The sequence below is a fragment of the uncultured Psychroserpens sp. genome (genome assembly GCF_947503375.1).
In the GTDB taxonomy this organism is placed as follows: Bacteria; Bacteroidota; Bacteroidia; order Flavobacteriales; family Flavobacteriaceae; genus Psychroserpens.
On sequence record NZ_CANNDQ010000007.1, the window covers coordinates 127,176 to 146,657 of the forward strand.

18 protein-coding genes are annotated in these 19,482 nt (G+C 31.8%); 10 read left to right on the forward strand and 8 right to left on the reverse strand.

Annotated elements, in window-relative coordinates:
* Positions 1-2 precede the first annotated feature (2 nt).
* From Q0876_RS12865 to Q0876_RS12890, 6 genes are all read left to right on the forward strand, one after another.
* Positions 3-1,142, forward strand: coding sequence for a glycosyltransferase family 4 protein (locus Q0876_RS12865; protein ID WP_299228506.1), 1,140 nt, complete (start codon positions 3-5; stop codon positions 1,140-1,142).
* Entirely contained in the window at positions 1,139-1,687 is a 549-nt protein-coding gene (locus Q0876_RS12870; RefSeq protein WP_299228508.1) for a WcaF family extracellular polysaccharide biosynthesis acetyltransferase, read from the forward strand. The genes Q0876_RS12865 and Q0876_RS12870 overlap by 4 nt, the downstream gene beginning before the upstream one ends.
* Positions 1,684-2,439 carry a glycosyltransferase family 2 protein gene (locus Q0876_RS12875; RefSeq protein ID WP_299228510.1) on the forward strand — a complete coding sequence of 252 codons (756 nt, stop codon included), beginning with the start codon at positions 1,684-1,686 and terminating at the stop codon, positions 2,437-2,439. The genes Q0876_RS12870 and Q0876_RS12875 overlap by 4 nt, the downstream gene beginning before the upstream one ends.
* Before the next feature lie 200 nt (positions 2,440-2,639).
* Positions 2,640-3,752, forward strand: coding sequence for a glycosyltransferase family 4 protein (locus Q0876_RS12880; RefSeq protein ID WP_299228512.1), 1,113 nt, complete (start codon positions 2,640-2,642; stop codon positions 3,750-3,752).
* Positions 3,753-3,836: 84 nt separating this feature from the next.
* The gene (locus tag Q0876_RS12885) at positions 3,837-4,598 is read left to right on the forward strand and encodes a polysaccharide biosynthesis/export family protein (protein WP_299228514.1); all 762 of its coding nucleotides are present in this window, start codon (positions 3,837-3,839) and stop codon (positions 4,596-4,598) included.
* Between the two features lie 3 nt (positions 4,599-4,601).
* Complete coding sequence (locus Q0876_RS12890; protein ID WP_299228516.1) at positions 4,602-6,944, forward strand: polysaccharide biosynthesis tyrosine autokinase; 2,343 nt, start codon at positions 4,602-4,604, stop codon at positions 6,942-6,944.
* An 11-nt stretch (positions 6,945-6,955) separates the two neighbouring features.
* Here the strand turns inward: Q0876_RS12890 and rpe are convergent, their stop codons facing one another.
* The 7 genes from rpe to Q0876_RS12925 all read right to left on the reverse strand — a co-directional run bounded on the left by rpe (position 6,956) and on the right by Q0876_RS12925 (position 13,077).
* The gene (gene rpe, locus Q0876_RS12895; RefSeq protein WP_299228518.1) at positions 6,956-7,618 is read right to left on the reverse strand and encodes a ribulose-phosphate 3-epimerase; all 663 of its coding nucleotides are present in this window, start codon (positions 7,616-7,618) and stop codon (positions 6,956-6,958) included.
* Between the two features lie 217 nt (positions 7,619-7,835).
* A complete protein-coding gene (locus Q0876_RS12900; RefSeq protein ID WP_094967995.1) occupies positions 7,836-8,699 on the reverse strand; it encodes a sigma-70 family RNA polymerase sigma factor in 864 nt (287 codons plus the stop codon).
* A 90-nt stretch (positions 8,700-8,789) separates the two neighbouring features.
* Positions 8,790-9,164 carry a hypothetical protein gene (locus tag Q0876_RS12905; protein WP_299228520.1) on the reverse strand — a complete coding sequence of 125 codons (375 nt, stop codon included), beginning with the start codon at positions 9,162-9,164 and terminating at the stop codon, positions 8,790-8,792.
* A 43-nt stretch (positions 9,165-9,207) separates the two neighbouring features.
* On the reverse strand, positions 9,208-10,515 hold the full coding sequence (locus tag Q0876_RS12910) for an outer membrane beta-barrel protein (protein ID WP_299228522.1): 1,308 nt from the start codon (positions 10,513-10,515) through the stop codon (positions 9,208-9,210).
* Entirely contained in the window at positions 10,505-11,065 is a 561-nt protein-coding gene (locus tag Q0876_RS12915; protein ID WP_299228524.1) for a sigma-70 family RNA polymerase sigma factor, read from the reverse strand. Before Q0876_RS12915 ends, Q0876_RS12910 begins: the two co-directional genes overlap by 11 nt.
* 11 nt (positions 11,066-11,076) lie before the next feature.
* A complete protein-coding gene (locus tag Q0876_RS12920) occupies positions 11,077-12,039 on the reverse strand; it encodes a hypothetical protein (protein WP_299228526.1) in 963 nt (320 codons plus the stop codon).
* 69 nt (positions 12,040-12,108) lie between these two features.
* Positions 12,109-13,077, reverse strand: coding sequence for a hypothetical protein (locus tag Q0876_RS12925; RefSeq protein ID WP_299228528.1), 969 nt, complete (start codon positions 13,075-13,077; stop codon positions 12,109-12,111).
* Between the two features lie 117 nt (positions 13,078-13,194).
* Between Q0876_RS12925 and Q0876_RS12930 the strand changes: the two genes are divergently transcribed.
* The 4 genes from Q0876_RS12930 to Q0876_RS12945 are packed head-to-tail and all read left to right on the forward strand — an operon-like array spanning position 13,195 to position 17,016.
* The gene (locus tag Q0876_RS12930; protein ID WP_299228530.1) at positions 13,195-15,501 is read left to right on the forward strand and encodes a phosphotransferase; all 2,307 of its coding nucleotides are present in this window, start codon (positions 13,195-13,197) and stop codon (positions 15,499-15,501) included.
* Positions 15,491-16,009, forward strand: a complete 519-nt coding sequence (locus Q0876_RS12935; RefSeq protein WP_299228532.1) for a CDP-archaeol synthase — start codon at positions 15,491-15,493, stop codon at positions 16,007-16,009. Before Q0876_RS12930 ends, Q0876_RS12935 begins: the two co-directional genes overlap by 11 nt.
* Positions 16,010-16,012: 3 nt before the next feature.
* The gene (locus tag Q0876_RS12940; RefSeq protein ID WP_299228534.1) at positions 16,013-16,594 is read left to right on the forward strand and encodes a CDP-alcohol phosphatidyltransferase family protein; all 582 of its coding nucleotides are present in this window, start codon (positions 16,013-16,015) and stop codon (positions 16,592-16,594) included.
* 8 nt (positions 16,595-16,602) lie between these two features.
* A complete protein-coding gene (locus Q0876_RS12945) occupies positions 16,603-17,016 on the forward strand; it encodes a GtrA family protein (protein WP_299228536.1) in 414 nt (137 codons plus the stop codon).
* A 66-nt stretch (positions 17,017-17,082) separates the two neighbouring features.
* Here the strand turns inward: Q0876_RS12945 and Q0876_RS12950 are convergent, their stop codons facing one another.
* On the reverse strand, positions 17,083-19,332 hold the full coding sequence (locus tag Q0876_RS12950; protein WP_299228538.1) for a polyribonucleotide nucleotidyltransferase: 2,250 nt from the start codon (positions 19,330-19,332) through the stop codon (positions 17,083-17,085).
* Between the last annotated feature and the right edge of the window lie 150 nt (positions 19,333-19,482).

The following is a 19,482-nucleotide window of genomic DNA, read 5'->3' on the forward strand; positions in this document are numbered from 1 at the left end:
TAATGAGTAAAAAAAAGATCCTTATCACTATCGATTGGTTTTTGCCAGGCACAAAATCTGGTGGTCCAGTTCGTTCTTATGCTAATATGATTGCACATTTGGCATCGTATTATGATTTTTATATTATCACAAGAGATACTGATTATTGCTCTGATCAACCTTACAATTCTATTGAGTCTAACGCATGGAATACCCTTAGTAATAACACTCAAGTGTATTACATTTCTAAAGACCAGTTGACTAAGAAAACACTTAAAGCAGTCATTTCTAACATTTCGTTCGACATAGCTTATATCAATGGAATTTACAGTTGGTATTTTTCAATTTTGCCATTATTCCTTTTGCCTAAAAGTAAACCAGTTATTGTTGCGGCTAGAGGAATGTTAAACCCTCAGGCATTCTCAGTAAAGCCTTTTAAGAAGCACGTTTTTTTATTTATAGCAAAATTAATAGGTGTGTATAAACATGTAATATTTCATGCCACTAATCAAGATGAGGCTAACCATATCAAAAATCGTATCAGCGTAAATGCTAGTATTAGAATAGCGCCTAATCTTCCTCGAATTTCACGTGATAAAAACCTCACAAAGCGAAGTAAACATGAACCAACACGATTTGTTTGTATCGCTAGAATCTCGGTTGAAAAAGGAACGCTAAAAATGATTAGAGCCTTTAAGCAAATAAAAGAAAAAGCTGTTTTAGATGTATTCGGACCAATTTATGATGATAGTTATTGGACACTATGTAAGAAAGAACTAGCTGATCTTCCATCAAATATTTCAATAAACTATAGAGGCGTTTTGCCTAGTGAAGAAGTTCCTGAGGTATTGACAGATTATGACTTTTTCGTATTACTATCCGAAGGTGAAAATTTTGGACATGCCATACTTGAAGCATTCTTATCAGGATGTCCTGTAATTATTTCAAATAAGACACCTTGGAAAGATCTAGAAAACAAAGGTGTAGGATATGATATTGAACTAAGTCATATTAAAAAAATAACAACTATTTTTGACCAAGTGATAGAGATGTCTCAAATGGAGTATCAAAAACAATCGTTAAATGCTTTTAATTTTTCTAAAACGTTTGTGAATGACCCTAAGCTTTTACAAGCAAATTTAGATTTGTTCGAATTGAAATGAAAACCAACTTATCTACATACAATAATGATTGGTATAGGCCAGGCTCTAAAGTTAAGATCGTACTTTGGTATCTAGTTAACATCCTTTTTTTTAAAAATCCCTTGAATGTCTTTTCTGGACTCAAAGTATTTTGGCTACGTATTTTCGGAGCAAAAATTGGAACAGGAGTTGTCATAAAACCAAGCGTAAATATTAAATATCCTTGGAAATTGACTATCGGAAATTACTGTTGGATAGGCGAAGCGGTATGGATTGATAATTTAGATGAAGTTGTCATTGAAGACCACGTGTGTATTTCGCAAAATGCCTTATTACTCTGTGGTAATCATAATTATAAATCTTCTGAATTTGATTTGATGATAGCTCCAATTGCCTTAAAAGAAGGGAGTTGGATAGGCGCAAAATCGATAGTGAGTTCAGGTGTCATCGTTCACTCTCATGCTGTATTATCTCTTGGTTCTGTAGCAACATCAAACCTAGAGCCATATACCATATATAGAGGGAATCCTGCGGTTAAAGTAAAAAAGAGAATAATAAACTCATGAAGATTTCTATTATTACTGCAACGTTCAATAGCGAAAAAACTATTGATACTTGTATAAATTCAGTTCTTAATCAAACCTATAACGATATTGAGTATCTAATTATTGATGGTAATTCTACAGATAATACGCTAGACATTGTAAAGCAAAAAGCCAAACAGCACCCTCATGTTAAATGCTACTCTGAGCCTGATAAAGGAATTTATGACGCTTTGAATAAAGGAATTTCTAAAGCCTCTGGTTCTATAATTGGTTTCGTGCATTCAGATGATTTTTTAGCTAGTAATTCTATAATTTCTGAAATTGCAAATACATTTATTACACATAATGTTGATGGTGTTTATGGGGATTTGCATTATGTAAAATTTGATAATACCAACCACATTGTTCGTAATTGGAAAAGCCAATCTTTCAAATCAAAATTATTAGCTAAAGGATGGATGCCAGCACACCCAACATTGTATTTGAAAAAAGAAATATATACAAACAACGGCAGCTTCAACCTTGATTATAAGATTGCTGCAGATTATGATTTCGTATTAAGGATTTTTAAACAAGACCAGTTTAAGTTCTTTTATCTGCCTCATACCATTATAAAAATGAGAGTAGGAGGTGTTAGTAATAGAAGTTTAAAAAATTTGATAATGAAGACAAGAGAAGATTTCAAAGCAATAAGACGAAATCAATTGAAATTTCCGTTACTTGTCGTGATGATTAAGAACTTATCTAAAATACCGCAATGGTTTGCTAAATAATTCATTTTGAGACTTGATTGTGTTAAAGTTTGATTGTATTGTATATAGATTGAATTTATTAAATTAATAACTTTGCAAATGGATATAATGTTAGCTTAATCAATCCGATTTCTATATTCTTTTTTTAGGAGTTAGCTCGTATTAGGCTTATATTCGCATTATATTTAACACTTTGCCCTAAGGCTTAAATACTGTAATGAATGATAAAGCAATTACTTGAGTACTTTAATCCAGTAGATTATCTTTATCTATGGTTGCTATTTGCTTTTATAATAGCATTTGTGGTTTCAATTTTTACATTTCCTGCTATATTAAATGTAGCAAGAGCTAAAAACTTGATGGATGAACCTGGTGATAGAAGCATACATGCCACTAGAACACCAACTTTAGGAGGTATAGGGATCTACCTTAGTATGGTTGTGGTTATTACCATCGTTGGCGCATTACTTGATACCAAAGTCTTATTGCTTATTTTAGGAGGTATGACCATACTATTTTTTCTAGGTTTAAAAGATGATCTTTTGATTTTATCGCCAAGAAAAAAGTTTTTCGGACAATTACTGGCTGCATTGTTATTAATTATCTTTACAGATACCCGAATTGCTGGTCTCTCAGGATTATTAGGAATAACTATTCTTCCGTATTGGTTTTCAGTTGTCTTTACGCTTTTTGTTTATGTTTTGATCATTAATGCATATAACTTAATTGATGGTGTAGATGGTTTGGCAGGCACTTTAGCACTTTTTGCGTCAGCAGCTTTTGCATACGTTTTTATTCTTATTGAAGATGTTAGTATGGGCACAATAGCTATTGCTTTAATAGGATCTCTATTACCATTTTTAAGACTTAATTTTTCAAAACGTAATAAGATCTTTATGGGTGACACAGGGTCAATGATCGTGGGCTTTTTAATTGCTTTCTTCGTTATTAGATTTATTGGTCATACACAAATACATCGTGCATCTATATTTTATAATTCATCTCCAATTCTAGCATTAAGTATTGTGTTTTTCCCTTTACTTGATACACTTAGAATATTTTTCATAAGACTTATAGTTCATAAAAAAAGTCCTTTTGTAGCAGATAAAAACCATCTGCACCATCGCTATTTAGAAATTGGCTTCACTCATTTTCAGACGACGTCATGTGTAGTATTAACCAATGCATTGATTTTCATTATAGCTTTTTTATGCAGAAATTTTGAGATTCATTTACAATTTTTGATCTTAATGGTTACAGGCACAGTTTTTTATTCTGTGTTTTTTGTATACGATTGGATATTAAAATATAAAGTAAAAGAACAATTAAATTGATTTTTATTATTTTGCAATAGCTTAGTTTTCTTTGTCAATCGTTTATTTGAACCTATATTTGCAGCTATTTTAATACCCTTTTTGATGAGACCATTTCTTTTTTTGATGACCATCCTTTTTTTAGCAAGCTCGTGTGCTTCAAAAAAAGAGATTTTATATCTTCAAGATTCTGCAGATTATGATAATACGGTTGTTCAATATACAAGTCCAACAATCCAACCAAATGATGTACTAAGAATTACTGTTGGAGCATTAGTGGAAGAGACAGCCATTCCTTACAATAAGCCAACTACTTTTGCAAATCAAGGCGGAAGTGTTGAAATGATGCAATTAGAGGGTTATTTGGTCACAGAAGATCAACAAATTAATTTCCCTCAATTAGGGTTTATTTCTACAGCTAATAAAACAGTTATACAACTCAGAGATGAAATTGCCAAGCGATTGGAAGATGAAGGGCACTTAGTTAGTCCAACAGTTAATGTTAGATTGTTAAATGCTAAAGTAACTGTTCTTGGCGAAGTTAACACACCAGGAACTTATAATTTTACTGAGCAAAACATTAGCATATTACAAGCTTTAGGATACGCAGGTGATTTGACTATAAATGGTAAGCGTGAAGATATTATTTTGGTTAGAGAAATTGATGGCGTTCATAAAATAACACATCTTAATCTTACTTCAGCCGAGTTACTCAAAAGCCCTTATTATTTTATTAAGCCTAATGACGTTATCGTTGTAAATCCTAATAATCCTAAAGTTAAAAGCGCTGGTTTTGTTGGAAATACAGCTACTGTAATTTCTGTAGTTTCTATACTGTTGAGTACTGTTGTTTTAATTACTAGATAAGCTATGAAACAAGAACCAATTAACATAGCTATTAAAAAATCTGACCAAGGTGAGCTCATTAAGCATGAAGCAAGAAAATACCTTAGATATTGGGTTTGGTTTGCAATAGGAGTAGGCTTATGTTTATTACTTGCATTTTTATATTTAAGGTATACCCCAAAAGTTTACAGGTCTAATGCAAAAATACAGATATTAAATAAAGCAAAAGGAATAGAATTACCCTCATCTGCATTTATTTTTAATAGATCAAGTATTAATCTTGAAAATGAAATAGAGATTCTGAAATCCTACAGGATAATGGAGCAAGTGGTTAAAAATTTAGATCTAACCATGGAGTTTTATGAAGAAGGAAATGTACTTACAAGTGAAATTGATCGCTTTCCTTTTTCGATACTCAAGACAGTTAGTAACGATAGTATTTTTAGAGCCGAGTCATTTAGAATTAACATTAAAGAATCTTCATTCGAGATATTTAGAGGTTCTTCAGATAAACCTATCGAATTCAAGCAATACAGTTCATTAGGAGTTAATCATGGTCTACCTTTTGAAATACAGTATAAGAGTTTAAACTCGATAAAGACTAATGTGGGTAAAACATATATTTTAAAATTTATTCCTGTAGCTGCTGCTACTGGGAAGCTAAAAAGCCGCGTAAGTGTTAGTATGTTGGGTAAAAACAGTGATCTTTTACAGCTTGGTCTAGTAAGTGAAAGTAAGCCCAGAGCAGAACGTGTATTGAATCAATTAGTTGAGGTATTCAATCAAGATGGTATTTTAGATAGACAAGAAGTTTCAAAGCGAACCATTGAATTTATTGATGAGCGTTTCATTTACCTCGCTGAAGAATTGGATTCTATTGAAGGCGAAAAACGAGATTTTAAACAATCAAATAACTTAGTTTATATTGAAGCAGATGCTGAATTAGGACTTGATCAACGTACACAATCTGAAAACCAAGTTTTCAAAGTTGAGAATCAATTGTTACTTACCGAAATGCTTAAAGAGTCTATAAATGTTGAAGATAAAGAGTCTGAGCTATTACCAGCAAATATTGGTATAGAAAATTCTAATGTCAACACATTAATAGATGAATATAATACATTGGTTTTTGAGAGAGATAGATACCTGTCAAGTGGAGGGGAGAAGAACCCTTCAGTACAGTTATTAAATACAAAACTTAGAGAAATACTTGGAAATATAAAAGCGTCATTGACATCCTATAAATTGCAGCTAGAAGCTTCGCAAAATCAATTGGTAGATCGAAATCGTAAATTTGCATCTCAAGTATCTAGTTTCCCTGGTAAAGAAAAAATAATGCGATCTATTGATAGACAGCAAGCTATTAAGGAAAGTCTGTACTTGTTTTTATTGCAGAAAAGAGAAGAAGCCGCTATCAATCTTGCCATCACAGAGCCTTCAATAAAAGTTGTAGAGAATGCACTTTCAGTAAATGTTCCTGTATCTCCTAATCCAAAAAATATCTATCTATTTGCACTTGTTGCTGGTTTTCTTATCCCTTTTGGTGTGCTGTATGCTACTATTCTTTTAGATACTAAAATAAAAGGTAAGACAGATATAGAAGAGCGAGTGCCAAATGTTCCTATTCTGGCAGAATTACCAAAAATTAAGGGAAATGATCTTGTCTTTTATGATCCTACCGATCGTTCGGTTCAAGCTGAAGCGTTTAGGATTTTAAGTTCTAACGTCAACTACATGTTGAACTCTACTAAAAGTGATAAAGGAAAAGTTGTGTATTGCACATCCACGATCAAAGGAGAAGGGAAGACCTATGCTGGAACCAATTTGTCATTAGCTATATCAAGTTTAAACAAGAAAGTATTACTAATTGGAGCAGATTTAAGAAATCCTCAAATACATCATTATACTACACCAGAGCGAGATAAAAACGATCCAGGATTGTCTAATTACTTGTATGATAATACATTTGATTGGAAAAAGGCTTTAGTAAAAGGCTTTGCTATGCATCCTGATCATGATATTTTACTATCGGGTAGTATACCTCCAAATCCAGCACATTTACTTACAAATGGTCGATTTGAAAATCTATTAAATGAAGCTAAAGAAATTTATGATTACATCATAGTTGACACTGCACCTACTATTTTAGTTACAGATACACTTCTTATATCTCAATGGGCAGATGTGACCTTGTATTTGGTAAGAGCTGAGGTAACTGAAAAGAACTTACTGGACTTTTCTAAAAACTTGAATGATACCAAGCGTCTCAAGAATATGGCTTACGTGATCAATAGTGTAGGCGCAAGTAAATCTTATGGTTATAGCTATAATTATGGTTATGGTTATGGTTATGGTAGTACAGAATAGAATATAGAGTGTTAAGCGTTCATGATTGCTTTTAAGCCTTTTATAGCTGCTGTTTGATCATCACTTTTAAATACATAACTACCTGCTACCAATACGTCGGCACCAGCGTCAATTAATTGTTTTGCATTTTTATTTGTAACACCACCATCAATCTCAATTTTTGTTCTAGCACCTTTTCGGTTAATAAGTGCTTTTAGTTCTTTTACTTTAGAATAGGTGTTTTCAATAAAACTTTGTCCACCAAAACCAGGATTAACACTCATGATGCATACTAGATCAACATCCATAATAATGTCTTCTAAATGCGCAATTGATGTGTGTGGATTTAACGCAACTCCTGCCTTCATACCTTCAGCTTTTATAGCTTGTAGTGTTCTGTGAAGATGTGTACAAGCCTCAAAATGGACAGTAAGGTTATTAGCACCTAATTCAGCAAAGGTTTTAATATATCTATCTGGATCTATAATCATTAAATGCACATCTATTAATTTGGTTGCATATTTAGTAATTGCTTTTAATACAGGCATTCCAAAAGAAATATTAGGTACAAAAACACCATCCATGATATCTATATGAAACCAATCGGCATCACTGTTATTAACCATTTCTATATCACGTTGGAGGTTGGCAAAATCTGCTGCTAGTATAGATGGCGCTACAAGTTTTAAAGACATAAAATAAGCTGTTGAATTGTTTTCGCAAATATAGTAAACTAAGTTGGAAGCGTGAAGTTTGTGACTTTAAGAAAGCTGGCCATGGTATATTGAAAAACAAACCCACGGTAATCAGCCGTGGGTTCTTTCATCAATCAAAAAACGAACAGTTATGAGATACTCAATTGCTTGAGTGTAACTGTTGTTACTGTTATTAAGTCGTAATAAAATGTAATTACTAACCTAAATATGTTTTTAATATTTTACTTCTAGACGTATGCTTTAAACGTCTAATTGCTTTTTCTTTAATTTGACGTACACGCTCTCGTGTTAAATCGAATGTTTCTCCTATTTCTTCAAGAGTCATTGGATGTTGATTCCCAAGACCAAAATATAAACGAATAACATCTGCCTCACGAGGTGTCAATGTTTCTAAAGCACGTTCAATCTCTGTTCGTAAGGACTCATGTAATAAATCTTTATCAGGATTTGGAGATTCACCACTACGCAAAACATCGTAGAGGTTAGAATCTTCACCTTCAACTAAAGGGGCATCCATTGAGACATGACGACCAGAATTTTTCATAGATTCCTTAACGTCATTAATAGTCATGTCTAATTCTTTAGCGATTTCTTCAGCACTTGGAGGACGCTCATGACTTTGCTCTAAAAATGCAAATGTCTTGTTTATTTTATTTATTGATCCAATCTTATTCAATGGTAATCGTACAATACGAGATTGTTCGGCTAAAGCTTGAAGAATTGATTGACGAATCCACCATACGGCGTATGATATGAATTTAAAGCCTCGAGTTTCATCAAAACGTTGTGCTGCTTTGATTAAACCCAAATTCCCTTCGTTAATTAAATCTGGAAGTGTTAAACCTTGATTTTGATATTGTTTTGCAACAGAAACCACAAAACGTAAGTTGGCCTTAGTTAGCTTTTCTAAAGCAATTTGATCACCAGCCTTGATGCGCTGTGCTAATTCAACCTCTTCATCAGCAGTAATCAGATCAACCTTTCCAATTTCTTGTAGATATTTGTCTAACGATGCAGTTTCCCTATTAGTAACCTGCTTCGTAATTTTTAGTTGTCTCATTTAATTTTCTCCTTTAATTGGGGTAAAAGTATAATACCATATAGTTATACGTAACAAGTACAAAAAATGTTACAAGAATTTAAAATTAATTTAAATTTTAATTAAGGATTTGTTGCTAAGGTTAATATCATCAAGCATTTCGCTTGTAAATTTATAATGCCCTTTTGTTGTAATCAATCTAAAATGATGTGACTTTAGTGCGGTCAACGTATTTAAAAATAACCATTTAGATTTCAATAATTTTGGCTTTTCGCTTTTAAGACTGATGTCAAAATAATGTTTTTTTCCATTTTTGTGAGCTACAATATCTGGCGTGATACTGACATCACTGCCTTTTTTTATAAAAGATTTCGGGGTTTCATAGCCATCAGTATCTGCTTTAATATTTTCAAACCCATGTTGCTCAAGATAGTCTACGGAGTTTTCTAAAATGTCTTTGTATTTTTCTTTATCTGCTTGTATCATAGCTAATAATATAACAAAAACTAGCACATACACAAGTTCTTTGTTAAAAACGATATGTTATACCAAAGTTTATTGATAAAATAAAGGGGTTAATATCTCTGTTTTGTATTAGTGGTTTTAGCTGATAACTAAAGTTTGGCTCTACATTTAGAAAGACATTATTTATTAATTTATGCTCCAAACCAAAACCAAAATTTAATGAAAATGTAGAATTATATTCAAAAGTGTTTTCAGTGTTAATATCCGTATTTTGAAGTTTGAAATAACTTACTCCACCAGTAAGGTAAGGTGAAAGTTTACTCGTTTTTATTGAGTATTTAATTTCTAAAGGAAATTCTAAATATCCTATGTTTCTTTTTAAACTCGTACTGTCTGTACTAATAGTTTGATTAAGTTCTAGCTTTCTAACTCCTAGACGTATATGCGTTTTTTTTGCTATTTTATATCCTGCAGTTATACCATAATTTAGTGAGTAATTGTCAATAGTGTTTTCATTAAAAATGCCAAAATATGAATAGGTTAATCTTGGAGAGATACTCCACCTAGTTTCACTTTTATTACCTATACTATCATTGGTTTTTTCTTCAGAAATAGGCTTAGGTTTTATCTGTTGAAGTATCGAATCATTTGATTTTTCATTTGAAATTATGAGGCTGTCATTAATAACTAGTGAAGTCCTATGTTTTTCATTTATAATCGATTTAGACAGCTGATTATTTTGAGTTGCACTTGTTTTGTTACTGTTTTTAATGTTGTCTATCATCAATAAATTGAGTGCTTGTTCTTTAACATCTTTTTTAGTTTTATCACTATTGCTTTTTGACTTATTAAATTCAGTTGAAGTTTTAGAAAACTTAGTTTTAAATTTCTTATTAAGAAAAGACGCCTTAGTATTTTGTTTATTTTTCAGATTCTCTTTTGTAATATTTGTATGCGTAGTTAATTTATGATTAGACCCTTTATTTGTGCTTTGCTCATTAATAGTAGATTGTTCAAAAGGTTTTATACTATCGTAATTACGCTTCTTTATAGAAGGTATATTTGTGTTTGAATTTATATCTTTAGAATTAATAATAGAGTTAGAAGTGTTCTTATATACTTGATTTTCAACTTTTTTGATGTGAGAATCAGTAGTGCTTCTTAAATTAGATTTTTCTGAAGATTTGATCAAGTACATGGCAAGTATTGAAATTCCTATTGCTAGACCAAAAAACCAAAAAATTAGTCCTTTTCTTTTCTTTCTTTTTATTAAACTAGCCTCTATATTCATCCAAACTAAATCATTAGGACTATCCTTATAGTTCTCTAGCCTACTTTTTAGAGCGGTTCCAATGTCTTTTTTAGTCTCCATTAGATGTCAATTTTTTACTAGGTCTTAACCTAAGTGGTTGTAAATTAATTTTTAAGATGTTTTTCGCTCTATGCAAGTTTGATTTAGAAGTATTAACACTAATACCAAGAAGCTTTGAAATCTCTTTGTGTGTATAATTATCAAGCTCATATAAATTAAATACTAATCGATATTGAGGAGGTAATTCCTGAATATGTTTTAAAATATTACTAATAGGAATACTTTCAAAAGAAGTTGAGTCAAAATGATTATCAATAAGGATATCATTGTTAATCTCGATATTAATGTGTTTATCCCTTTTGTATTTATCTATGGCTTTATTAATTGTTATTCGTTTCATCCAACCTTCGAAAGATCCTTTTCCTTTATAAGATTTTATTTTGCTAAAGATGTTCAGAAAAGCATCTTGTAAATTATCTTGCGCCTCTTCTTTATTTTTACAATACTTTAAGCATAATACATACAAATCATCCTTATACATTTGGTACAACTGACTTTGAGCATCAAGATTTTGCTTTTTACAAGCTTTTATTAACTGTTCTATGTTCAATTTTATGGTTTCTATTCAGATATATATTCTAAAGTGAATTTGTGGAAGTAATCTGTACTGTTACTTGAATAAACTATAAAGTCATCCAATATACTATAGCCATCGTTGTTCAAGGTATTTTCAAACTCTACAGGAAACGCTTCTATATTTATTGAATTAGAAGTAAACGCATTTATTGAATTTGGAGATATAAATCTTGGGTTAAAATTAAATAACAATTGAGGTTCTAAATGGTATAACAGCATAGAGTTCTTGCGCCCAAAAGTTTTTTGATAAATTACCTCTAGCGTATTAATACTTGTATTATAGCCATATGTGTCAAGGCTAATAATAGATGCAGATCCATCTTCAAATTGTGTAGATGTTTCTTCGACTATCATATTATTATTAGTATCATAAGTATTTTTTATAATGTTTATTTGCTCGTTATGTATGTAATCAAATGCTTCAAAATACACTCTATTATTATTTTCATCAAGTATCATTTTCATAGTAGAAATTTGAGTATCGTAATTAATACCATCAAGGCTTTTTTTTCGTTCTACAAAAATTGTATCTTGAGTGTGATTAAATGTATGTTTGTCATAAGATAACTGTAAGGTGTCAGTTTCATTGTATTTTGAAATGTATTCAACTAGGTTGCCACTATTGTCATAATTGTAGTTTGTTTCTTTTATAACTTGATTGTTTTCATAGGTTATGATTTCAGAAATTTTATCATTTAAATAGATGTAAGTGTTAGTTAAAGTGGTGTTTGATGAGTTTCTGTAATATATTGAACTTGTGATTTTATGATCTTCTAATAAATAATTTGTTTGTTCAAATGTATTTAAAGTTAAAGGGTCATAGACCGAATAGATAAATTCAGTAAAGTTAATATTGGCTTCGTTTTCTTGGTTGTTCATTTCTATAGAAGAACACGCATAAATTATTAAAGCAGAAAAGCAGCTAATTATAAATATTGATTTTTTCATAATTGGATATTTACCTATAGTCTTGATAAGAACCAAAAGGTTGCGCGAAAATTGTAAAGCTTTTACTATTTATTCAAAATCTAAAACCTGAGTGGCTTCTATAAGTTGCTTTAAAGCCTCTATTTTTGCATGAATGCGATTATAGAATGTGCGTTTTTCTTTTTCACCAGAAGTATTTAAAAGTTTTGAGTGTTCCAATTGTTGATTTAAATATGCTTCTGCTTGACTACAGGTTAAACGATCACTTGTTAAATAATAAGATAATATTGAAAATGGAACATATAGTGATTTTTGCTCAGGTGTAGACACTAGAACATTGTTGTTCATCAATAATAACTCATTATAATAAAGTTTGTAATAATCAGATTTTTCTTCAACTTTATTAGAAATTTTTTGTATTAGCTTATGTAGTGCATCACATAATTCGACAGCTTTAAGATTAGTTACTAATCCTGCTTGATTGTAAAAGTGAATCTGTTTGAGCGTACTATTTACAGTAGTAATATCCCAAATCTCTGTTGTATGAAGGTTTTGATATAAACTACCCAATGCTTTAGCAGATGTAATAAGTCCAACACTAGGTGAAAATTGGTCAAAGGTTTTATTCGTAAATGATTGATCTAGAAGTTTTAACCATACGTAGATTTTAAATCGACTTAAAACATCATCTCCTATCGTATAGAATAGTGGAATGTCTTTAGCCGAATATAAAATTCGGCTCCCATTTTTTTTTAATAAAGGAAGTAAGGATTCGTATGAATTTTTAAAATAATTTTCAAGTTCTTGTTCATTATGAATTGGTTTTGTTTTCTCAACAGAAATATAATTCTTATCTGTGGTTTCAAACAAACCATCTAATGCAATGTGATAAGTTTTAGCTAAAATGATGCACTCATCAATAGATAATTTACTTTTTAGGCTTGTGCGTCTATGTGCAGCATCGTAACTAATATCTAGTGTTGTTGCAATAGCATCAATTAACGAGCTGTTTTTAGGCAATTGCCTTTGTATTTGTTTTAAAAATTTCAATTGAAACATCGCTTAAATATATATTAATTTGTGATTATCACAAAAATAAATTTAAAACATTGCTCATATAACAAATTAATATGTGATAATAGCAATAATTTTGAACCAGATATAAAGCTTAGTCATATGAAAATACCAATCATTCCAGGAAGAGGACTTGTTACAAGTACATCAACTAATATGCGTTTAGAGTTTCTAAATACGCAAAACATAGACACACACCTAATTTCCGATTCTAAATTAGAGCTTCAAGACATAAGAAATAATATTGAGTCTTACATTGGAAGTACAGAGATACCTATAGGAATTGTTGGTCCATTGCTATTTAACGATGCTCATAAGCAAGAACTGGTTTATTGTCCAGCCGGAACCTTAGAAGGTGCTTTGATAGCAAGTATGAATCGAGGTGCGAAAGTGATTAGTAAAAGTAATGGTTTTACAGCTGAGGTCAAGTGGCAAAAAATGACACGTTCTCCTATGTTTATTTTTAATTCAAAAAAAGAAGCATTAATCTTTAAGAAGTTTGTTGAGACTAATTTCTTTAGGATAAAGAAGACTGCCGAATCTTATTCTAACCATGCTGAACTGGTAAATATAAATAGCATTCAGCTTAACCAAGTTGTTCATTTAAAATTTGAGTATCACACAGGAGACGCTTCAGGTCAAAACATGACAACAACTTGCACATGGCATGCAATGTTATTTATTGTTGAAGCATTTAAAAAGGCTTCAGGAATTGTTCCTATCGATTTCGTTATTGAAGGAAATGGTGCTAGCGACAAAAAAGTATCGCACTATAATATAAAATCTGGTAGAGGAATCCATGTGGTTGCAGAATGTACAATTCCAGAAAAAGTCATAAATGAGGTGTTACGTACAACTTCAGATAAATTAATGGATTGCTTTTATCCATCAAAAAAACTAGCATTAAAAGATGGAATGGTTGGTTATAATATAAATGTTGCCAATTCTATAGCTTCAATTTTTGTTGCTACAGGTCAAGATTTGGCTTCAATTCATGAATCAGGTATTGGTATCTTACATTTAGAAAAGAAGGATGAAGCCCTAAATATTAAGCTAACACTACCCAACTTAGTAATTGGAAGTATAGGTGGTGGAACATCACTCCCAAAACAATCTCAAGCATTAGAAATTATGAACTGTTATGGAAGTGGGAAAGTAAATAGGTTAGCTAAGCTTATCGCTGGTTTTACATTAGGACTAGAAATATCTACCTATGCTGCAATTGTTAGTGGTGAGTTTGCTAAAGCACATGAGAAACTAGGTAGGAATAAACCAGTAAAATGGTTGCTTAAGTCTGAAATCACTACAGATTTTATTCGATCTAGTTTAGGTGCTTTTTTTGAAGATAAGCACATTGAAAATATAGCATTGAGTAGTGATTTGATTGAAAATGGAATACTTACCAATATTGCTTCAAAAGTCAATAAAAAGATAATTGGGTTCATTCCGTTTGAAATCAAATATAAAAATGATAATGAATCGATCATAAAAAAGGCATTGATCAAATCAAAACCTCTAGATGTCGAGGTTATAAAAGGATTACATATTATGGCCGCTTCTATAAATCCAGACCTATCCGATCTATTAAAAATGTCAAAACAAAACTTGGAGTATAAGAATTGTCATCTCAAAGAAGTTGAATTATATGAATACTTACATCACATAGATTTTCAATATTGTCCAAAATATTATGGAAAACATATCAATCCAAAACGAGAGATACATATGATACTTCAAGAATACCTTGAACCTTCCTCTATTGATATTATGAATTCAGAAAACCATCCAGAATGTTGGAAACAAAATCATATTCTTGAGGTCATAACCTCAATTTCAAAATTTCATCAAAATGTATCAACAGACCATTTTAAGCATGTTCAAGAATTTAAACCATGGTTGTCTGTAGAATTGTATAAGAAAATGATGATGATTCTAATTACAGAATGCACATACGATGAGCACATAGTAATATTAAATAGCTTGTATGATGAATTAGATGACTTAGAGGAAGAATTCAGATCTATTAATCTGGAGAGAACCATAATTCATAATGATTTTAATCCGAGAAACATCGCTATTAGAAAAGATGGTACACCAATAATTTACGATTGGGAATTGGCAATGATCGATTTTTCTCATAGAGATATTGTTGAGTTTTTAAGCTTTGTTTTGCCCTTAGATTTTAAAAAAGAAACACTCTTTTTCTATTTAAACGCTCACTATAAATTATACACAACTAGTACTGATTGGAATGAATGGTTAAAGGCATACAGATATAGCTTAAAAGTATATATCATAACCAGACTTTCGTTTTACGAAGTATCAGGATTGTTGGCAAAGTATGACTTCTCAAAGCGTGTTTTAAATACAGCACTAGCAATCCTTAAATGCCTCAAAGATGATAAATAATATATTGCAACATCTAGGAATAGTTTTGTTACCATTACTCATATCCAATGTATTACATATGTTAGTTGTAAAGCATAATTATTTTAAATGTTTAAAACTTCCCGTCTCTAAAAAAGCATTTGGTGAGAATAAAACTTGGAGAGGTTTTGTTTTCGTTTCACTAGTCAATGCTTTCGTATTGTATATAATTGAAGTTTTGACCTTTATAGAAGTACAATATCCATTGTTTTTAGGATTCGTACTTGGGCTAGCATATATGTTATTTGAATTGCCAAACTCTTTGATGAAACGGCAATTAGGAATTCAATCAGGAGTGAAAGCGAGTTCCAATGAAATGTTGTTCACGCTGATTGATAAAACAGATTCAGCTTTAGGGGTAAATCTCATTTATTTTTTTCTTGACTATGTCAATTTTGAGTATGCGATCGTCTTATTTCTATGTTGTAGTATCACTCATTTTTTCATTAGTAAGATACTGTTACATTTCAATTTGAAAAAATCATTTTAATTTATGGAAAAAGAAAACATATACAACGTTCCAAACTTCTTAAGTCTTTATAGATTAATAACGTTTCCTTTGATTCTGTGGCTCATATATATTGAAAAAGAGCAGCTGTTTGCCGTACTTTTATGTGTGAATTTGATAACTGATATCTTAGATGGTTTAATTGCTCGTGTCTTTCATTTAAAAACAGAGTTTGGAGCCAAACTTGATTCGTTAGCAGACAATGGCACATTTATAGCAGCCTTCATTGGTATTTTTACATTTAAAATGGAAGCACTATCTGAATCTATATGGATGCTATGGCTGTTCATTGCTTTTTTTGTTTTAGGATTAATGGTCTCATTTATCAAATTTAAGCAATATCCAAGTTTACATTTATATACCACTAAGATAGGCGGCTATATTCAAGGACTATTCATTTTCGTTCTATTTGCCTGGAACTATAACGAATATCTATTCTGTTTGGCCATGGTGTTAGGGTATATTTCCCATGTTGAAGAACTTATCATCCTTTTAATTTCTAAGCGTATGAAAACTGATGCAAAGGGATTGTATTGGATACTTAAAGAAAAGAGAAATCAGATATAAAATATGATATGCTATATAGATTTTATAACCAATATGAGTTTTTCCGAATGTTAATCATCGCAGTCATTGGAGCAATAATCGGATTTATTACCTATGAAATTATTTACTATTTCAATCCATTTACTCTAAAAGTAACTTTGAGTTGGATTATTGCTTTTATTATAGGAGTAGCAAGACAGCATGCATTGCATAGATATTTTACATTTCGAGACAGAACAAATTATCTTAAAAGTTTGTATCGTGCGTATATTGTAGATATAGGAGCGTTGTTATATAGTACTGGATTAAGTTGGTTACTATCAAAATTCACAAGCTTTAGTTACAGACTAATATGGCTCATATGTTTTTTATCAACAGCTATCATTGGTTTAGCTTTTCTTAAAAGGTATATTTTTAAAGTAAGTCAAGGTTTAGATAAATAAAATTTATTTTGATATAAACTAAAAAACCTCACATATGATGTGAGGTTTTTTTATTAAGAAAAAGAATTAATCTTTTTTGTCTTCTCTAGGCTTACGATCATCACGACGATTATCACGCCCGCGATTATCTCTTCCTTTATTATTATCACGTCCACCTCTGTTATTATCTCTTGGTGGTCTTGGTTGGTAGCCTTCTGGTTTAGGTAAGATGGCTTTTCTAGACACTTTTTCTTTGCGAGTTCTAGAGTCTATACCAAAATACTTTACATCAAAGACGTCACCCATGTTTACAACATCAGATACATTTTCTGTACGTTCCCATGCCAATTCACTTACGTGCAATAATACTTCATTTCCTGGAGCTTCAGTATACTCAACAACAGCACCAAAATCTAACATCTTGATGACTTTTACTTCATAAACGCTTCCAACTTCAGGTTTAAACATCAAGGCATCAATTTTAGCTTCTACAGCAGCAATACCTTCTGGACCAACACCTAGTATTTCTACAACACCTTCTTCGGTCACTGGATCTTCATTAATAACAATAGTTGTATTAGTCTCTTTCTGTAATTCTTGAATGACTTTTCCTCCAGGTCCAATTAAGGCTCCAATAAATTCATTAGGAATACGTCTAGTAATCATTTTTGGAGCATGATCTTTAACATCTGCATTTGGAGCAGCAATGGTATCTGTTAATTTTTCTAAAATATGTAAGCGACCATCACGAGCTTGTTTTAATGCATTCACTAAGATCTCGTATGATAATCCTTTAACTTTGATATCCATTTGGCAAGCTGTAATACCATCTGCAGTACCAGTTACTTTAAAGTCCATATCTCCTAAGTGATCTTCATCACCTAAGATGTCAGACAATACAGCATATTTTCCAGTGTCTGCATCAGAGATCAATCCCATAGCGATACCAGAAACAGGTTTTTTCATTTGCACTCCAGCATCCATTAATGCCATAGTTCCAGAACATACAGTGGCCATAGATGATGAACCATTAGATTCTAGTACTTCAGAAACGACACGAACTGTGTATGGACAATCTTCAGGCACCATACCTTTTAAGGCACGCTGTGCTAAATTACCGTGACCAACTTCACGTCTTGATGTTCCTCTTAAAGGTCGTGCTTCACCTGTTGAGAAAGGAGGAAAGTTGTAATGTAAATAAAAACGTTCTTCACCTTCGTATGAAGGCATATCAATTTGATTAGCTTCTCTCGATGTCCCTAAGGTTACTGTAGCTAGCGCTTGCGTTTCACCTCGTGTAAAGATAGAAGAACCATGAGTTGATGGTAAATAATCTACCTCACACCATATTGGTCTTATTTCATCTGTTTTACGACCATCGAGACGTAACCCTTCATCTAAAGTTAAGTTTCTTATAGCTGCTTTTTGAGCTTTTGCTACATATTTATGAATTAATTTCCCTAATTCATCTTGCTCTTCTTCTGAGAACGACTCGAAAACCTCTTCTTTAATTTCACTAAAAGCTGCACCTCTCTCATGTTTAGAAGAACCTGCTTTAGCAATGGCATAGGTTTTATCATAGACCATATCATGAATTTTCTTTGCTAAGTCTTCATCTTCAATCTCAGGATCGTATTCACGTGTTTCTTTCTTGCCAACTGCTTCAGCTAGTTTTACTTGAGCAGCACATTGTACTTTTATTGCTTCATGTGCAAATTTGATAGCATCTGCCATTTCTTCTTCTGAAATTTCATCCATTTCACCTTCTACCATCATTACAGAATCTGCAGAAGCTCCAATCATCATATCGATATCTGATGCTTCTAGTTGTGCTCGTGTAGGATTGATTATAAATTCACCATTAACACGACCAACTCTTGCTTCAGAGATTGCAGTTTCAAAAGGAATATCTGATAATTGAATTGCTGCAGAAGCAGCTAATCCAGCCATTGCATCTGGCATCACGTCTTCGTCATGAGACATCAGTTGAACCATCACTTGTGTTTCAGCATGATAATCTTTTGGGAATAATGGGCGTAATACACGATCTACTAAACGCATTGTTAAAACTTCTCCATCACTAGGCCTGGCTTCTCTTTTGAAAAAACCGCCAGGATAACGTCCAGCAGATGCAAATTTTTCTCTGTAGTCTACTGTTAATGGTAAAAAGTCAACATCAGCTTGATGATAATTAGATACAACAGTACATAATAACATGCATTTGCCAGATTGAACCACAACGCTACCATGCGCTTGCTTTGCTAATTTTCCGGTTTCAATAGAAATCTCTCTACCGTCACCAAGGTCTATAACCTCTTTAAATGTCTTTGGAATCATAAATTTTTAATTCTAGTTCGGGCAAATATATTTTATGCCAGAACAATGTTAAACAATGGTCGTTGTGTTGTTGTAGTTGTTGTGAGACCTAATGTCTTGACCAATGAAAAACTGTAATTAGCTTCTTATTTACGATGGTTATACTCTATC

Coding starts and splice junctions, on each gene's coding strand:
- Q0876_RS12865 (WP_299228506.1), top strand. CDS start 3: ATGAGTAAAAAAAAGATCCTTATCACTATCGATTGGTTTTTGCCAGGC.
- Q0876_RS12870 (WP_299228508.1), top strand. CDS start 1,139: ATGAAAACCAACTTATCTACATACAATAATGATTGGTATAGGCCAGGC.
- Q0876_RS12875 (WP_299228510.1), top strand. CDS start 1,684: ATGAAGATTTCTATTATTACTGCAACGTTCAATAGCGAAAAAACTATT.
- Q0876_RS12880 (WP_299228512.1), top strand. CDS start 2,640: ATGATAAAGCAATTACTTGAGTACTTTAATCCAGTAGATTATCTTTAT.
- Q0876_RS12885 (WP_299228514.1), top strand. CDS start 3,837: ATGAGACCATTTCTTTTTTTGATGACCATCCTTTTTTTAGCAAGCTCG.
- Q0876_RS12890 (WP_299228516.1), top strand. CDS start 4,602: ATGAAACAAGAACCAATTAACATAGCTATTAAAAAATCTGACCAAGGT.
- rpe (WP_299228518.1), bottom strand. CDS start 7,618: ATGTCTTTAAAACTTGTAGCGCCATCTATACTAGCAGCAGATTTTGCC.
- Q0876_RS12900 (WP_094967995.1), bottom strand. CDS start 8,699: ATGAGACAACTAAAAATTACGAAGCAGGTTACTAATAGGGAAACTGCA.
- Q0876_RS12905 (WP_299228520.1), bottom strand. CDS start 9,164: ATGATACAAGCAGATAAAGAAAAATACAAAGACATTTTAGAAAACTCC.
- Q0876_RS12910 (WP_299228522.1), bottom strand. CDS start 10,515: ATGGAGACTAAAAAAGACATTGGAACCGCTCTAAAAAGTAGGCTAGAG.
- Q0876_RS12920 (WP_299228526.1), bottom strand. CDS start 12,039: ATGAAAAAATCAATATTTATAATTAGCTGCTTTTCTGCTTTAATAATT.
- Q0876_RS12925 (WP_299228528.1), bottom strand. CDS start 13,077: ATGTTTCAATTGAAATTTTTAAAACAAATACAAAGGCAATTGCCTAAA.
- Q0876_RS12930 (WP_299228530.1), top strand. CDS start 13,195: ATGAAAATACCAATCATTCCAGGAAGAGGACTTGTTACAAGTACATCA.
- Q0876_RS12935 (WP_299228532.1), top strand. CDS start 15,491: ATGATAAATAATATATTGCAACATCTAGGAATAGTTTTGTTACCATTA.
- Q0876_RS12940 (WP_299228534.1), top strand. CDS start 16,013: ATGGAAAAAGAAAACATATACAACGTTCCAAACTTCTTAAGTCTTTAT.
- Q0876_RS12945 (WP_299228536.1), top strand. CDS start 16,603: ATGCTATATAGATTTTATAACCAATATGAGTTTTTCCGAATGTTAATC.
- Q0876_RS12950 (WP_299228538.1), bottom strand. CDS start 19,332: ATGATTCCAAAGACATTTAAAGAGGTTATAGACCTTGGTGACGGTAGA.